Origin of the sequence: Streptomyces sp. P1-3 (assembly GCF_050613155.1) — a bacterium.
Classification (GTDB): domain Bacteria; phylum Actinomycetota; class Actinomycetes; order Streptomycetales; family Streptomycetaceae; genus Streptomyces.
In genome coordinates this window covers 7201727-7217973 of sequence record NZ_CP192512.1, presented here as the reverse complement: position 1 = coordinate 7217973, position 16247 = coordinate 7201727, and the positions used below count along the sequence as shown (strand labels likewise).

9 protein-coding genes are annotated in these 16247 nt (G+C 73.4%); 3 read left to right on the top strand and 6 right to left on the bottom strand.

All coding sequences use genetic code 11. The features are described 5' to 3' along the window. Positions 1 to 44: 44 nt before the first annotated feature. Positions 45 to 7037: an SDR family oxidoreductase gene (locus ACQUSR_RS30810; protein WP_431046202.1), complete on the bottom strand. Its 6993-nt coding sequence runs from the start codon at positions 7035 to 7037 to the stop codon at positions 45 to 47. A 513-nt stretch (positions 7038 to 7550) separates the two neighbouring features. Here ACQUSR_RS30810 and ACQUSR_RS30805 point away from each other — a divergent pair. Both ACQUSR_RS30805 and ACQUSR_RS30800 read left to right on the top strand, forming a co-directional pair. Next, positions 7551 to 8951: an NAD(P)/FAD-dependent oxidoreductase gene (locus ACQUSR_RS30805; protein ID WP_431046200.1), complete on the top strand. Its 1401-nt coding sequence runs from the start codon at positions 7551 to 7553 to the stop codon at positions 8949 to 8951. A 103-nt stretch (positions 8952 to 9054) separates the two neighbouring features. Further along, positions 9055 to 10110, top strand: a complete 1056-nt coding sequence (locus ACQUSR_RS30800) for an NAD(P)-dependent alcohol dehydrogenase (RefSeq protein ID WP_431046198.1) — start codon at positions 9055 to 9057, stop codon at positions 10108 to 10110. Positions 10111 to 10188: 78 nt separating this feature from the next. Here ACQUSR_RS30800 and ACQUSR_RS30795 read toward each other — a convergent pair whose 3' ends face one another. The 5 genes from ACQUSR_RS30795 to ACQUSR_RS30775 are packed head-to-tail and all read right to left on the bottom strand — an operon-like array spanning position 10189 to position 14540. After that, positions 10189 to 11637 carry a cytochrome P450 gene (locus tag ACQUSR_RS30795; protein ID WP_431046196.1) on the bottom strand — a complete coding sequence of 483 codons (1449 nt, stop codon included), beginning with the start codon at positions 11635 to 11637 and terminating at the stop codon, positions 10189 to 10191. Beyond that, positions 11634 to 12257 (bottom strand): GTP-binding protein, encoded by a 624-nt coding sequence (locus ACQUSR_RS30790; protein ID WP_431046194.1) that lies wholly within the window; start codon positions 12255 to 12257, stop codon positions 11634 to 11636. Before ACQUSR_RS30790 ends, ACQUSR_RS30795 begins: the two co-directional genes overlap by 4 nt. Beyond that, on the bottom strand, positions 12238 to 12618 hold the full coding sequence (locus ACQUSR_RS30785; RefSeq protein ID WP_431046192.1) for a DUF742 domain-containing protein: 381 nt from the start codon (positions 12616 to 12618) through the stop codon (positions 12238 to 12240). The genes ACQUSR_RS30790 and ACQUSR_RS30785 overlap by 20 nt, the downstream gene beginning before the upstream one ends. Next, positions 12615 to 13001 (bottom strand): roadblock/LC7 domain-containing protein, encoded by a 387-nt coding sequence (locus ACQUSR_RS30780; protein ID WP_304465453.1) that lies wholly within the window; start codon positions 12999 to 13001, stop codon positions 12615 to 12617. The genes ACQUSR_RS30785 and ACQUSR_RS30780 overlap by 4 nt, the downstream gene beginning before the upstream one ends. Before the next feature lie 33 nt (positions 13002 to 13034). After that, positions 13035 to 14540, bottom strand: a complete 1506-nt coding sequence (locus ACQUSR_RS30775) for a sensor histidine kinase (RefSeq protein WP_431046190.1) — start codon at positions 14538 to 14540, stop codon at positions 13035 to 13037. 540 nt (positions 14541 to 15080) lie between these two features. Between ACQUSR_RS30775 and ACQUSR_RS30770 the strand changes: the two genes are divergently transcribed. Next, the gene (locus ACQUSR_RS30770) at positions 15081 to 16238 is read left to right on the top strand and encodes a CapA family protein (protein WP_431046188.1); all 1158 of its coding nucleotides are present in this window, start codon (positions 15081 to 15083) and stop codon (positions 16236 to 16238) included. Positions 16239 to 16247: the final 9 nt, after the last annotated feature.

Sequence of the window (16247 nt, the reverse complement as noted above, 5' to 3'; positions counted from 1 at the left end):
GTGGGGGGTGCGGGAAGCGTGGGGGGTGTGAGGGGCCATCCAGGTCACCACCCCGACGCGGTGTAGACCGCCGCGTGCACGGTGGGCGCGCCCCAGGCGAGTTCGCGCAGGAGGCTCAGCGGCCCTTCCTCGGGGTCGATGAGCTTGATGCCGCGCGCCGCGTACGAGCGCATCAGCTCGGGGGTGACCATGCCGCCACCGGTCTCGGCCGCAGCCCAGGGTCCCCAGTGGACGGTCAGGCCGCGCCGGTCGGCGGTCTCCCCACGCCCCCGGGCATAGGGGGAGGTGGACCAGCGGCGGCCCAGCTCCTCCAGCGCGTCGTTGGCCGCCGCGTAGTCGCTCTGGCCCCGGTTGCCCAGCGCCCCGGCGATGCTGCCGAACAGCACGGCGAACCGGGGTTCGGCGGGAGTGGCGTCGACCGCGTCCAGCAGGACGCGGGCGCCGTCGACCTTGGTGGCGAACACCCGGCGAAAGGACTCCGCCGACTTCTCGGCGATCAGCTTGTCCTCGATGACCCCGGCCGCGCAGACGACGCCGTCGAGCCTGCCGCGCTCGGCGTGGATGGCCTTCACCGTGGCCCGCACCGCTTCGGAGTCGAGGACGTCGACGCAGTGATAGCGCGCCTCACTGCCCAGGTCGCGCAGGGCGGTGAGGGTGGCGCGCACCTCGCGCTCGGCGAGCAGGGCCGCGACCCGGCGCTCGATCTGGGCGGGTGCGGTCATGCCGGCGGCGAGGAGGGCCGCGCGCAGCCCGTCCCGGCCCTGCGCGCCCGCGGTCGCCGGGTCCTCGGACTCCGGTGGGACGGGGGTGCGGCCCATCAGTTCGATGCGGCAGCGGCTGGTGGCGGCGAGGGTGCGGGCGAACCGGGCGGTGATCCCGCGTGCGCCGCCGGCGAGCAGGACGACGGAGTCGCGGTCGAGTCCGGCGGCCTCGGCCTCGGCGGCGCCGTCCCCGGCCGGTCCGGCACCGGTGGCGCCGAGCGTGCCCAGGCCGGTGGGGGTGAGCCGCAGGGCGCGCCGGGTCCCGCCGCGGCTGAGGACGACCGGTTCCCGGTCGGTGGCGGCGAGTTCGGTGACCAGGGCGTCGGCCACGGTTCGCGAATCGGCGTCGGCCGCCACCTCGACCAGAGTGGCGGTGAGGTCCGGGTATTCGCGGGCGACGGTGCGGAAGAAGCCGCGCAGTCCGGTGGCCGCGCCCTCGGTCCTGCGGTCGGCGGCGAGCAGCAGCCGGGGCCCGGTGGCCAGGACCCGCTGGTACAGCTCGAACGTCTCCGGCAGCGGGGATTCGGCCGCGTCGAGTGCGTCCAGGAACAGGGCGGCGTCGGCGCTCCCGTCCGGCAGGTCGCCGTCGGTGATCCGCCGGGGCCGGGCGCCGGCGGCGTCCAACCGCTCGGCGACGGCCCGGGCCACCGGGCCGTCGCCTCCGCCGAGGATCCATACGGTGGTGCCGGGTTCGACGCTTCCGGTCACGGCGGGCAGCTCGGCCTCGGTGAACTCCAGGCGCTGCGGGGGCAGGATCTCGGCCACGGGCTGCCCGGCCGCGGCCGTCCCGGTACCCGCGGCGGCCGGGGCCCTCCCGGTCCCTGCGGCGGCCGAGGCCGTCCCGGTCCCTACGGTCGCCGCGGCGATCTCGGCGGAGGGGGCAGGACCGGGCTCGGGGATGTCCGGCCCGCCGAGCCGCTCGGCCAGCAGTCCCGCGATCCCGGCAGCGGTACGGGCCGTACTCAGCCCGTCCAGGTCGGCACCGGCGTCCACCGGCAACCCCAACCGCACCGCCAACTCCCCCGCGATCTCCGCGCGCTTGATCGAATCCACACTCAGATCCGCCTCGAGATCCAGATCCGGCTCGATCATCTCCTCCGGATACCCCGTACGCTCCGCCACCACCGACAACACCGAGGCCAGCACGGCTGCGCGGTCCGTCGCGGCGGGGGCGGGGTCGACCGGGTCCGGGGCGACGAGGGGCTCGGGAACGGCAGCCGCAGTGGTCGCCGCGGGCGCGACGGGCAGGGCGGGGGCGGCGGTCACCGCGGGCGGGGCGGGGGCGGGCGGGACGGCGTCCGGAGCACCGAGGTAGCGCAGCAGGACGTCGCGCTGTGCGGCGACCATCTCCCGGCTGGTGCGCAGGAACTCGGTGATCAGGGCATCCGGTCCGGACAGCGGGATGCCGTGGGGGGTGGCGTTATCCGGCACGTTCAGCTCCGTGACGACTCGGGCGGGTTGGAGGGCGTTGGGCGGGATGGTGCCGTCGGCGAGGCGCAGCAGCTGGCCGTCCACGGTCCACCCGGCGGGCCGCGCCGCCGGGGTGGTCTCCGCGTCGACCGCGTCGCGGCCCTGGAAGAGCGGACCGGTGCGGAGGTCCGCACCGCTGACCGCGAGCCGGGCCAGGGCGGTGAGGAAGGCGGTCAGCCCGGCCGTGCGGCCGCCGCCGTCCAACTGGACCGTACGGTGGGGGCGGTCGCCGAGCTGCGCCGCGACCAGTCCGCTCAGCACCCGGCCGGGCCCGACCTCGACGAAGGTGCGGGCGCCTGCGGCGTACATCGCCTCGATCTGCTCGGCGAACCGGACCGGAGCGCCGATCTGTGCCGCCAGCCCGGCGCGTATCTCCCGGGGATCGGCCGGATACGGCTCGGCCGTGCGGTTGGCCCAGACCTCGACGCGGGGCGGGTGCACGGTCAGCGGGGCCAGGCGGCGGGCGAAGGCCTCGCCCGCGCCGGCCACCAGGGGGCTGTGGAAGGCGCAGGCCACCTGGAGCGGTTTGACCGGGTGGCCCGCGTCGCGCAGTCGGCCGACGGCGGCGGCGACCCGCTCCGTCGGGCCGGATATCACCGTCTGGCGGGGCGAGTTGCGGTTCGCGGCGACGACGTCGGCGTCCAGGCCCGCCAGCCGCAGCACCTCGTCGACCTGCTCGGGGGTCGCGGTGACGGCCGCCATCGCGCCGGGGTCGCCCGCGGCGACCTCGGCCAGGATCGCTTCGGCACGTGCGGCGCTGGCGGTGAGCACGTCGTGCGGTGCGAGCGCCCCGGCCACGCCGAGGGCCACCAGCTCGCCATAGCTGTGCCCGGCGGCCATGTCGGGGTGTACGCCGAGCGTGGCCAGCAGTTCGGCGGCGGCCAGCTCGACCACGCCGAGCGCGGGCTGGGCGACGGCGGTGTCGGTGATCCGGGCGAGCTGCTCGGCCCTGGCGGTCTCGTCGAACGCGGCGGGCGGATAGAGCGTGTCCGCCCAGCGCGCGCCGAGGTGCAGATAGCGCTGTAGCTCGGGGAAGGCGACGAAGAGGTCGGCGAGCATGCCGGGGCGCTGGCTGCCCTGGCCGGGGAAGAGGAACGCCAGCTTGCCAGCCTCGGCGGACGCCGGTTCGGCACCCGCTGCCCCGCCCGGCTCCGGCCCGGTGTCCGTGAAGAGCCCGGCCGCCGGGTCGTGCTCGCCGTCGGCCGCCCGGCGGAGCAGGGCGGGCAGCTCGGTGAGGCTCGGGGCGACGACCGCGATCCGTACCGGCTCGCCGCGCAGCGCGGCCTGATCGCCGCGGCGGGCGGCTGTCCGCGCGTAGTCCCGCAGCCGCCAGGGGCCGCCGCGTTCCACGAGTTCCAGCAGGCCGCGGGCGGCGCGGCGGGCGGCGCCGGCGTCCTGGCCCCGGAAGGTGAGGAGTTCCGCCGGCCAGGCGTCCAGGGCGTGCGGGGCGGGGGCCTGGTCGTAGGCGCGCAGGACGACGTGGAAGTTGGTGCCGCCGAAGCCGAAGGCGCTCACGCCCGCGACGCGCTCGGCGGGTTCGGCGGCCCACGGCCGGGCGGCGGTGTGGAAGACGAAGGGGCTGCGCTCGGCGTCCCAGGCCGCGTTCGGCTCCCGTACGTGCAGGGTCGGGGGCTTGATCCCGTGGTGGAGCGCGAGGGTCGTCTTGATGAGTCCGGCCAGTCCCGCGGCGCACTTGGTGTGACCGATCTGGGACTTCACCGAGCCGATCGCGCAGGAGCCCGGCGCGGCGCCCGCCTCGGCGAAGACCTCGGTCAGGGTGGCGAGTTCGGTGCGGTCGCCGACCACGGTGCCGGTGCCGTGCGCCTCGATGAGCCCGACGTCGGCCGGGGAGACCCCGGCGTTGCGGTACGCGCGGTCCAGCGCGGCGCGCTGCCCTTCGGGGCGGGGCGCGGTCAGGCCGAGCGCGCGGCCGTCGCTGGCGCTGCCGACGCCGTCGATCACGGCGTAGATCCGGTCCCCGTCGCGCTCGGCGTCGGCGAGCCGCTTGAGCACCACGCAGGCCACGCCCTCGCCGAGCGCGATGCCGTCGGCGGCGGAGTCGAAGGTCGCCGAGCGGCCCGAGGGCGACAGCGCGTGCACGGAGGAGAACAGCAGATAGTCGTTGATGCCGTTGTGCAGGTCGGCGCCGCCGCACAGCACCAGGTCGCTGGTCCCGGTGGACAGTTCCTTGCAGGCGACGTCGACGGCGGTGAGGGAGGAGGCGCAGGCGGCGTCGACGGTGTAGTTGGCGCCGCCGAGGTCGAGGCGGTTGGCGATCCGTCCGGCGATGACGTTGGCGAGCATCCCGGGGAAGGAGTCCTCGGTCAGCCGCGGCAGCTGCGCGTCGAGTGCGGGCGGCAGGGTGCCGACGTAGGCGGGGAGGACGGTGCGCAGCGTGCTGGCGTTGGACAGGTCGCTGCCCGCCTCGGCGCCGAAGACCACGGAGGTTCGCGTGTGGTCGGTGCCGGCGGTCCCGTAGCCCGCGTCGTCGAGGGCGCGCCGGGCCGCTTCCAGTGCGAGGAGCTGGACGGGTTCGATGCTGGCCAGCGAGGCGGGCGGGATGCCGTACCGGAGGGGGTCGAAGGGGATCTCCGGCAGGAAGCCGCCCCAGCGGGACGGGGTCCGTTCGCCGTCGCCGTCCGGCGCGAAGTACCGCTCGGCGTCCCAGCGGTGGTCGGGGACCTCGGTGACGCAGTCCTCACCGGAGAGGACGTTGGCCCAGAAGGCGGACAGGTCCTCGGCGCCGGGGAACATGCCGGCCATGCCGACCACCGCGATCCGCAGCGGTGCGGGCGCGGTCTTCTCGGCGGGCCGGTCCAGACCGAGGCGGGTGCGGAGTTCCCCGGCCCTGGCGCGCAGATGGCGGGCGGCTCCGTCCGCCACGGAGGCGTGGAGCGCCGCGACGGTGGTGGTCCGGTCGCGCAGGACGCAGACCTCGCCGGCCATGAACATGCCCTCGTCGGCCTGGCGTCGCTCGTCGACCGGGCGCAGTTCGCCGCCTACCCGCTCGATGCCCTTGCTGGCGAGGCGGAGCCTGCCGACGTTGAACCGCTCCAGTCGCTCCCAGACCTCGCGGTCGGGTACGCCCTGCTCGCGCAGGGTGCTCTTGTGGTCGGCGAAGTCGGCGGTGAAGGCGCTGTGCGCGCACCGGGTGGCGTGGCCGGGCGCGGTCTCCAGCAGATCCGTGCGGTCGGCGGCGAGGATCTGGTGCTGGAAGAGCGGCTGGATCGCGCCGGCCCGTACCGCTTCCTCGGTGAAGAGATAGCCGGTGCCCATCAGGACGCCGTATGCGATGCCCGCCCGGGTCAGCGGTGCGGCCAGGGCGGCGACCATGGCGGAGGAGCGTTCGTCGTGCACCCCGCCCGCGAAGAGGACGGTCAGCTCGGCGGCCGCCGCGGGCTCGGCGGCGGCGAAGTCGAGGAGGACGCCGATCTGGGCCTCCCAGAGCGGAAAGCTGTTGCGGGGGCCGACGTGTCCGCCGCATTCCGCGCCCTCGAAGATGAACCGGCGGGCTCCGGCCGCGAGGAACTGCCGTAGCAGTCCGGGCGACGGGACATGCAGGAACGTGGTGATGCCCGCGGCTTCCAGGGCGGCGGCCTGCGGGGGCCTGCCGCCCGCGATGATGGCGTGGGTCGGCTTCAGTTCCCGGACGACGTCCAGTTGGGCGGAGCGGATCTCCTCGTCGGCGAACCCGAGGACGCCGACGCCCCACGGCGCGTCGCCGAGCGCGTCGCGGGTGCGCTCCAGCAGAGTGCGGGTCTGCTCCCCGGAGGCGAGTGCCAGGGCGAGGAAGGGCAGCGCGCCCTCGGCGGCCACGGCGGCGGCGAACTCGGGCTGGTCGCTGACGCGGGTCATGGGCCCCTGGGCGATGGGCAGTGCGGTGCCCAGGGCCCGGGCGCCGGGCGAGCCGGCGCCGAGGGCGGTGGCGGGCGCGTCGTCCTCGAACGCCGCGTCGATCGCCGAGCGCAGCCCCTTGATCGCTTCGCCGGCCGAGCGCCAGCGACGGGCGAAGGCGTCGGCGAGGAAGGCGTCCTGTCCGGCCGGCAGGAACTGGGTCCGCATGTCGTCGCTGCCGATACGGGCCGCGAACTCGGCGGCGTCCTCGGGGAGTTCCGGGGCGCCGGGGCCGCGGCGGCGCAGCACGCGGATGCCGTGGTGGGTGATGGTCTCGGAACCGTCGAGGCCGGTGAGCGCGGCCGTCACGGCCATCGGCAGGCCGGCCTCGTCGAACAGGGCGAGCTGGGTGTCGATCACGACGCCCGCGGCGCCTCCGGCGACGGCCGCGGCGGCCGTGTGCGGCCCGATTCCGCCGCACGCCCAGACGGGCAGCGCGAGCGTCGGCTCGGCGAGTATCTGCTGGAGCAGTACGAAGGTGCTCAGGCGTCCGGCCCGCCCGCCGCTCTCGCTGCCGCGGACGATCAGCCCGGCGGCCCCGGATCCGGCGGCACGCAGGGCCCCCTCACGCTCCGTCACCTCGACCAGGACCTGGCGTCCGGGGAACTCCTCGGCCGTGCGACCGGGGTCGGCGAGGAGCACCGTGCCGACCCGTTCGGGCAGTTGATCGGCGCGTATGGCGCAGCCGGGGCGTATCCGTATCCCGAATGGCCGCGTCGACCAGCGGCTGGTGCGGTCGAGCAGGTCGGCGAGTTCTCCGGGATCGCCGACGGGTAGTTCCAGTACTCCGAGCGCACCCGCCTTCGCCGCGGCCGCGGTCAGCCGCGGGGACGGCCGGTGCACCGGATTGACGGCTATGACCACAGGAAAAAGGGAGGACTGGGTGGACCTGCTGGAACCCGGCATCCGCATGAAGTCTCCCGAGTGCAAGATCTGCTGACCGCAGGTAGTTAACTGGGCAGTTTTCGCTGCGGTCAACCAACCTCATCCCACAGCGACTCACTCTGTGTCACCAACGGCGGGTAACTCGCGGGTGAACCCCAGCCGTTCCGCCATTGCAAAACGGGGCGTTTTCGACGTCCGCAATCCCGACACCATGCGGCGGATACATCCTTGCCATGCCCACGAAACTCTCGGCACACGTCAGAAAACGCATTCTGTGCGCAAGCTCACACTCACAGGGTTCATAATTCGACAACTGACTGAATTTCTATCCCGCACGCGCTCCACCGCCGAACTTCGCCCCCACGCTACGGGCAGTGGCGGCCCCGCCACTCGAATATCGACATCGGACCGGTCGAACTGCGCGGAGGGTAAGCGGCTGTTGATTACGAGTCAGCACTTACCGCTATTAATGGGGCACGAGCAATTTCCCCGGGAAGTACGGTTGACGACCTCCTGGCGCCCCGTCAGGCTGGGCAGTTCATGGACCCGAGGAACGGAGTACCGGTGGGTGACGCGGTGGTGGTCGGCGGCGGGCTGGCCGGGATGCTGGCCGTGGGGGCACTGCTCGACCATGTGGACACGGTCACCGTCGTCGAACGCGACCGCTACCCGGCCGAGCCCGTCTTCCGCAAGGGCGTGCCCCAGAGCCGGCACCTGCATGTCTTCCTCACCGGCGGCCAGCACGCCCTGGAGGCCCTGCTGCCCGGAGCGCTCGCGGAACTCGAGGCCGCGGGGGCGCGCCGCCTGGAGGCGCCGCGCGACTTCCTCACCCGCGCCCCGAGCGGCTGGAACCGGCGCTACCACGAGGGCCGGCACTCCATGGTCAGCTGCACCCGTCCGGTCTTCGACGCCACCGTACGAGCCCGGGTGCTGGCCGACGCCGCGAAGTCCCGCACCCGGGTGGCGGTGCTGGAGGGCAGCGAGGCCGTCGGCCTGCTGGGCGGCGCGGACCGGGTCACGGGGCTACGGGTCCGCTCCCGCGACGCCGGGCGCGCGGAGCGGGAACTGCCCGCCGACCTCGTCGTCGACGCGTCCGGGCGCGGCTCGCGCACCCCGAGGTGGCTGGCGGAGCTGGGCCGCCGGCCCCCGCGCGAGGAGGTCGTGGACGCCGGGATCGCCTACACGACGCAGATGTTCCGGCCCGCCGCGCCACTCGACGCGGGGGTGGCGGTCCAGGCCCGGCCCGACTGCCCGCGGGGCGCGGTCTGGTGCCCCGTGGAGGACGGCAACTGGCTGCTCACCCTGGCCGGGGTGCGCGGCCACCACCCGCCGACCGACCCCGCGGGCGTTCTGGACTTCGTGGCCTCCCTCGACGAGCCGCACCTGCGCGACCACGTCCGGGCCGACGAGGCGGTGGCCCCGGCGTACGGCTTCCGCGACACCTCCAACCGCCGCCGCCGCTACGAGGCGCCGGGCGGGGTGCCCGACGGCCTCGTCGTGGTCTCCGACGCCGCCTGCACCTTCAATCCGATCTACGGCCAGGGCATGTCGGTCGCCGCGATGAGCGCCCGCGCCCTGCGTGACGTCGTCTCCATCGGCGATCTGCAGGCGCCCGGTTTCGCCGCGGCGGCCCAGACCGCCACGGCCCGGGCCGGCGACACCGCCTGGCTGACCGCCGTCGGCGCGGACCGGCCGTACGCCGCGGCCGACCGCACCACGCCGCCGGGCCTGCCCGAACGGCTGCGGACCTGGTACTTCGACCGTCTGGTGGCCCGCGCGGCCATCGACCGGACGGTCGGGGCCGCGTTCCGCGACATCACGTTCCTGACCGCGACGCCCAACCGGCTGCTCTCCCCCGCCGTCGCCCTGCGCACGCTCCTCCTGCCGCGTCGGCCCGGGCTGGCGGGCCCGCCCATACACCAGCGGAGCACCGTCGGCTGAGCCGGGTGGGCGGGGGCAACGGTCCGCACACCTGGGTGGTACTGCCAGACCTAGGTTCAATGGGCACTGGTCCACCGGGCCCGTTCCCCGCAGGGTTGGGGGAATGACCCACACCACTGCCGCCGCCTACGCCGCGCCCGCACCGAAGGCTCCGCTGGAGCGCACCACCATCACGCGCCGTGAGCTCGGCGAGCACGACATCCTGATCGACATCAAGTACGCCGGCATCTGCCACTCCGACATCCACAGCGTGCGGGGGGAATGGGGCGAGGGCGGGCACTTCCCGCTCGTCCCCGGTCACGAGATCGCGGGCGTCGTCTCCGCGGTCGGCTCCTCGGTCACCCGCTACGCGGTCGGCGACCGGGTCGGCGTGGGCGTCTTCGTCGACTCCTGCCGGGAGTGCGAGAACTGCCGGGCCGGTCTTGAGCAGTACTGCACGGGTGACGGCGGACTGGTCGGCACGTACGGCGCGGCGGGGCGGGACGGCCGGCCCACCCAGGGCGGCTACTCCACCCACCTCGTCGTCGACGAGAACTACGCCCTGCGCATCCCTCAAGGGCTCGCGCTGGACGAGGCCGCCCCGCTGCTCTGCGCCGGGATCACGCTGTACTCGCCGCTCGCCCGCTGGCAGGCGGGCCCCGGCAAGAAGGTCGCCGTCGTCGGCCTGGGCGGTCTGGGCCACATGGGCGTGAAGATCGCGCACGCGATGGGCGCCGAGGTCACCGTGCTCAGCCAGTCGCTGCGGAAGAAGGACGACGGGCTGCGGCTCGGCGCGGACCACTACCACGCCACCTCCGACCCGGCCACCTTCGAGAAGCTGGCGGGCACCTTCGACCTGATCGTCAACACCGTCTCCGCCGATCTGGACCTGGACGCCTACCTCGGGCTGCTCAAGACCGACGGCACCCTGGTGCAGCTGGGCGCGCCGGAGAAACCGCTGTCCGTCGCCCCCTTCGCGCTCATCACCCAGCGCAGGACGTTCGCCGGTTCAATGATCGGCGGCATCGCGGAGACCCAGGCGATGCTGGACTTCTGCGCGGCCCACGGCCTCGGTGCCGACATCGAGGTCATCCGGGCCGACCAGATCAACGAGGCGTACGAGAGGGTGCTCGCCAGTGACGTGCGCTACCGGTTCGTGATCGACACCGCCACGATCTGACCGGCTGAGCGGGCCCGGTCCACCCGACCGGGCCCGCTCCTGGTGGCGGCCGGTGGCTCGCCCCGTACCGCGTTCCGACTACCGCCGCCGGAACCAGCGCGCCAGCGGGCTCCACCAGGATCGCCGGGCCTTGGGTCCGGTGGTCTGCGGGGGGACCGGTCCGGCGGGCGGGGCCGCGGGCTCCGGCTGGGGCAGCGGTGGGTGTTGCCCGGCCGGGAGGGCGGCGTAGTCCGGGGCCTCCAGGGTCGGCCGCCGCGGTGCGAACTGCACGGGGAGCGACTTCAGATGGCGTGTCCAGGTCGTGGCACGCCAGCCGAGTTCGTTCTCGTCCACGGCGAGATGGAGGTCGGGCAGCCGCACCAGCAGGGCGTCGATGGCGGTGTCGACGATGGCGCGCGCGATCTCCCGACCAGGGCACTCGTGCGGTCCCCCGCTGAAGGAGAGGTGGGACCGGTTGCCGTACATGGGGGCTTCGAGGTCGGGGCGGACCGCCGGATCGATGTTCCCCGCGGCCACTCCGAGCAGCAGCATGTCGCCGGCCTTGATGGGGCGGCCGCCGAGTTCGGTGTCGGACGTGGCCCATCGGGCGGGGATCACGGTCGTCGGCGGGTCGTCCCACAACACGTGCTCCACCGCGTCGGGCACGGTCATCTGCCCGCCCGCCAGCGAGGCGCGGAACCGCTGGTCCGTCAGGACCATCCGCAGGGTGGTCGCCAGCAGTCCGGTGGTGTTCTCGTTCGCGGCGAGGAGGACGATCCACAGGACGCTGACGAGTTCGGCGTCACTGAGCCCGGCGGGGTGCTCGACCACCCATGTCGCGAGGTCGTTGCCCGGATCCACGCGTTTGCGCGCCACCAGGCGGGCGAGTGTCTCCTTGATGTACTCGCTGCTGGCGATGGACTTCTCCGTCCCCTTCACCAGCTCGATGGCGGCGTCGACCAGGCGCGGGCCGTACTCCTCGGGCATGCCGAAGAGCTGCGTCAGGACGACCATGGGCAGTTGCTGGGCGAACCGGGGCAGCAGGTCGGCGCTCCCCTCGGCGGAGAACTCGTCGGCCAGCTGGTTGGTGAAGCGGATCACATGCCGGCGCAGGCCCCGGCGGTCGCAGCGGTCCAGGCACTCAGTGATGGCGTCCCGCAACCGCCGGTGGTCGTCGCCGTCGGCGGTCATCCGGTCCGGGTTCCAGCCGATGACCGGCAGCAGCGGATTGTCCGGGGGGACCTTGCCCTCCTTCAGCATGTGCCAGTGCCGGGAGTCGTGGGAGAACCGGGTGGGCGTCCGCGCCACCTCCAGGATCTCGCGGTATCCGAGCACCAGCCAGCCGGGCAGGTCGCCGATGAGCCGGACCGGCGCCACCGCGCCGTGTTCGGCGCGCAGTTGCTCGAAGACCCGCAGGGGGTCGGATTCGTAGACGGGCCCGAAGAGCGGCACCGCGCCCTTGGCGTCCAGGCCCTGGTGGGCCGGGCAGCCCGGGGGTGGGGCGAGGGCGGAGTCAGCGCGGGCGGAGTCGTACTGAGGGGGCGTCACTGGGGCTCCGAGGTTCCTGTGGCGAGGGCGTGCAGATAGTGCATGAGGGTCATCAGCGTGTCGCGGCTGGAGACGCGGTCGCGGGCGTCGCAGTCGATCACCGGTACGTGGTCGGGGATGTCCAGCGCGTCCCGGAGGTCCTCCGTGGGGTGGAACGGGGCGTCGGGGAAGGCGTTGACGGCCACGACGAAGGGCACGCCGCGGTCCTCCAGCTTGCCGATCACGTCGAAGCTGACCTCCAGCCGCCGGGTGTCGACCAGGACGACCGCGCCCAGCGCGCCTTCGAACAGCCCGTTCCACAGGAACCAGAAGCGCTCCTGGCCGGGCGTGCCGAACAGGTACAGCACCAGCCGCGGGTTGAGGCTGATCCGGCCGAAGTCCATGGCCACCGTGGTGGAGGTCTTGCGCTCCACCCCGGCGATGTCATCGATGCCGACGGCCGCCTCGGTCATCGTCTCCTCGGTGGTCAGCGGCCTGATCTCGCTCACCGAGCCGACCAGTGTGGTCTTTCCGACCCCGAAGCCTCCGACGATCACCACCTTGACGGCCGAGGCCACCGTGGCGGGCAGGGTGTCCTCGCTGCGCGGGCCGACGTGGGCCTCAGAGGTTTTGAAGTCCATGCATCACCGCCTCCAGGATTTCGATGTCGGGCAGCGTGGCCGTCGGCAACGGCGCACGCGCCTCGATGTGGCTGCCGTCCAGCAGCGTCTCCAGGAGCACCGTCACCGTGCTGACAGGCAGGCGCAGGTAGGCGGAGATCTCCGCGACGGACAGCGGGTAGTTGCACATGTGGATGATCGCGGCGTGCTCGGGCTGCATGTCCGAGCCGGGAGTGCCGCGGGCCACGATCAACGTGACGAGATCGAGGTCCGATCGCTTGCCGGCCTGGTCCCGGCCGGACCCGACTATGTACAGCCGCTCGGGTCCGCCCTCGTCCCAGCGCTCCGGTCGCTCGTCTTGCGCTTCGGGTCCTGCTGTCATGCGTACTGCCCGTCGGCGCGCGGCGGGCTCGTCAGGTGCTCGCCGATCCGGGCGACCAGGTCCCGCATCCGGGCGGCCATCAGCCCGGCGTCGACCCCTTCGTCGGCGAGCGCGGCGAGATAGGCGCCGGCGCCGGCGGCCATCAGATAGAAGAAGCCGGCGTCGACCTCGAGGACCACCAGCCGCATGGTCCCGTCACCGTGCGGGAACTCCGCCGCGATGGCCGCGGCCAGGCTCTGCAGCCCGGCGCAGGCCGCCGCGACGCGGTCGGCGATGTCGATATCGGCGCCGTACCGGGCCATGCACAGGCCGTCCGAGGACAGCACCACGACATGGCGGATCTGCGGGACGCTCGTGCCCAGATCCTTGAGCATCCAGTCCATGTTGGGCCGCTGCTGTGTCGTCACCTTGATTACCTACGCATCCTTACCTGATGGCTCATCACTTTTCGAGCGGTCGGAGCCGTCCGATGGTGCCGTTCCGTTGAGGCCCGACATGAAATCGGCCACCCACAGCCCAGGAGCCGGGGACGTCCGCCGGCTGGTCTCCGCGGCGGGCGCGGGGGAACGGGGGGCGGCGGGGGCCCAGGTCACGGGTCGTCCGCCGCGGGCGGGGAAGCCGGGGGCCCGCCGGCGGCGCTGCGGCAGCCCGTTGGCGTTGCGGGGTGCCTCGGGCTCGGTGCCGCCGGGGGCGGGCTCCGGGGGCGGGGTGGCTCCGGGCCGCAGCCGGCGCTTGGGCGGCGGCAGTTTCGCGGCCCGCGCGATCATGCCGCCCGGCGCGGGGGTGGCGGTGGTCTGGTCCTGTGGGACGACCAGGACGGCCCGTACGCCGCCGTACGCGGACTTGCGCAGCGAGATGTCGAACTTGTAGGCCGCGGCCAGTCGTCCGACGACGGCGAGGCCGAGCCGCGGCGCCTCCCCGAGGTCGTCGACGTCCAGCCCGCCGCCTTCCAGGTCCAGCGCGTGTGCCACGCGCTTGGCGGCCTCGTCGGTCAGGCCGACTCCGGCGTCCTCGATCTCGACCGCGACGCCGTTTTGGACCTCGGTGGCGGTCAGGTGCACGCGGGTGAGCGGTGGCGAGTACCGCGTGGCGTTGTCCAGCAGTTCGGCCAGCGCGTGGATGAGCGGCTCGACCGTGGCGCCGACGATGGCGATGTCGGCCACCGAGTGCAGATCGACCCGGCGGTAGTCCATGATCCGGGACATGGCGCCGCGGAGCACGTTGAAGAGGGGGACCTCCTTGACCCACTGGCGGCCCGGCCGGGCGCCGCCGAGCACGGCGATGCTGTCCGCCAGCCGCCCGACCAGCGCGGTGCCGTGGTCGATGTGCAGCAGGTCGGCGAAGACCACCTTGTCGTTGCCGTGCTTGTCCTCCATCTCCCGCAGGTCCTGGGCCTGTTGGTGAACGAGGGCCTGCACCCGGCGGGCGATGTTGACGAAGGCCCGCTGGCCGGAGTCGCGGAGCGCTTCCTCGGTGTCGACGATGCCGACCAGCACGCTCAGCAGCCTGCGGTGGGCGGCCTCGTAGTCCGGGTCGACGATGGAGGCGCAGCGGAGGTCGCGCAGCACCTCTTCGGCGGGCATGCCCCCCTGGAGCCGGGTCACGACCAGGGGCATCAGCTCGTTGGCCAAGCGGAGGGTCTCCCGCTGCTGGTCCGCGAGCCGGCGCCGCAGCAGGTCCTCCTGTTCGGCGTGGAGTCTGCGCTGTTCGGCGATCTTCCGTCCGCGACGTATGACTTCGCCGGCGGCGGCCGCCACCGCCGCGGTCGCCACCGCGCCGCACAGGGCGACCGGAGCACGGGCTCCGGGGGGCGCCAGCGGCACGGCCGCCATCGCGCATACGGCGACCAGGAGAGGGAGGAGAAGCCACGGGCGGGCGGAGCCGGGCTCCGGTCCTTCACGTGACGTACCGACTCGAACCATCGACATCCTCAAGGCGCTCGGGAAAGGTGGGGCGACGCGGGTGAGTGGTGTGGGCACCGGTCGGCTGGTCGCGGCGAAGACCTCGACCACCGCCGGATGGCGCTCACCTGCGCAGGGCCGCGGGAGATGCACGGCGGTGCGCCGCGCGCCTGGACACGGGCCCCAGGACGCCTGTGTCCGCACGCGATCGGCGGCGGCGCAGCCGCCCACTCGCGGTAGTCGTCGTGACGCGCTGCGCAACAGCGAGCATAGTCAGATCAGCGTGCCGCGGCGCTCCAGGCGCATATTTCACCGGCATGTACTCATGTGCGATATTCATATCGGACGTTCCGCCGCAACCAACTGATTCAGGGCTGAAGTTGACGCCCGATCGCCCGGGTTCCTCACCTATTCGGACGACGACTCCGGGACCTGAGTCCGGTCGGACGCATGGCGTCACCCGTTCCGGTGAATTCCCGTGTCGCCACGCAGAAGCCACCCCTCCCACGCGCAATACATGCGACTATCGACCTTTTTGTCTCATATGAATGCGTGTGAACCATGCCCCCTCGCAAGCTCCAGCGGGCGGTGCTCGTCGCCGCCGCACTGACCGGTACGGCCGTCGCCTGCAGCAGCGGCACGCCCTCGGGCCATCAGGCCCGTAACGAAGCCCCCGGAGCGGCGGCCGAGGACGGCAGGGGATTCACCCTGGTCGCCACCGGCGATCTGCTCATCCATGCCTCGGTCATACGCCAGGCGCGGGCGGACGCGGGCGGTGACGGCTACGACTTCCGGCGCATGCTCGCCGGGGCCAAGGCCATGGCCAGGGACGCCGACCTGGCGATATGCCACATGGAGACGGTGTACGGAGCCGACGGCGGGCCGTTCACCGGCTACCCGGCGTTCAAGACCCCACCGCAGCTCGCCCAGGCCGTCAGGTCGCTGGGCTACGACTCATGCTCCACCGCCTCCAACCACACACTCGACGCCGGAACCGCCGGGGTGGCCCGCACCCTCGACGCCATGGACCGGGCCGGGCTCGGGCACGCCGGCTCGGCCCGCTCCGCCGCGGAGCGCCGCGAGCCGACCCTGCTGACAGCCGGTGGCGCCAAGGTCGCCCAGCTCGCCTACACCTACGGCACGAACGGCATCCCCGTCCCCAAGGGCAAACCCTGGCTGGTCAACCGCATCGATCCGGCCCGCATCATCAAGGACGCCCGCGCCGCCCGCCGCGCCGGGGCCGACGTCGTCGTGGTGAGCACGCACTGGGGCACCGAGTGGCAGGAGGAGCCGGACGCGCTCCAGCGCTCCCTCGCCAGGAGACTCACCGCCTCGGCCACCCACGGCCGCCGCGACATCGACCTCGTCATCGGCACCCATGCCCACGTACCCCAGGCGTACGAGAAGGTCAACGGCACCTGGGTCGTCTACGGCATGGGCGACCAGGTCGCGGGCGTCATGAACGACGCCCGCGGCCAGATGGGGTCGGCCGCCCGCTTCACCTTCGCCCCGCCCGCCGCCCGCGGCCGCGCCTGGACCGTGACGAAGGCGGAGTTCATCCCGCACATCGTGGACAACGACCCCATCGAGGTGGTGAACCTCCCCCGGGCGCTGGAGAAACACCCCGGCGACGACCGCTACCGCGCCGCGCTGGAGCGCGTCCGGGACGCCGTCCACAGCCGGGGCGCCGAGCAAGACGGTCTGGTCATGGGCCGCTGACGACCCCTG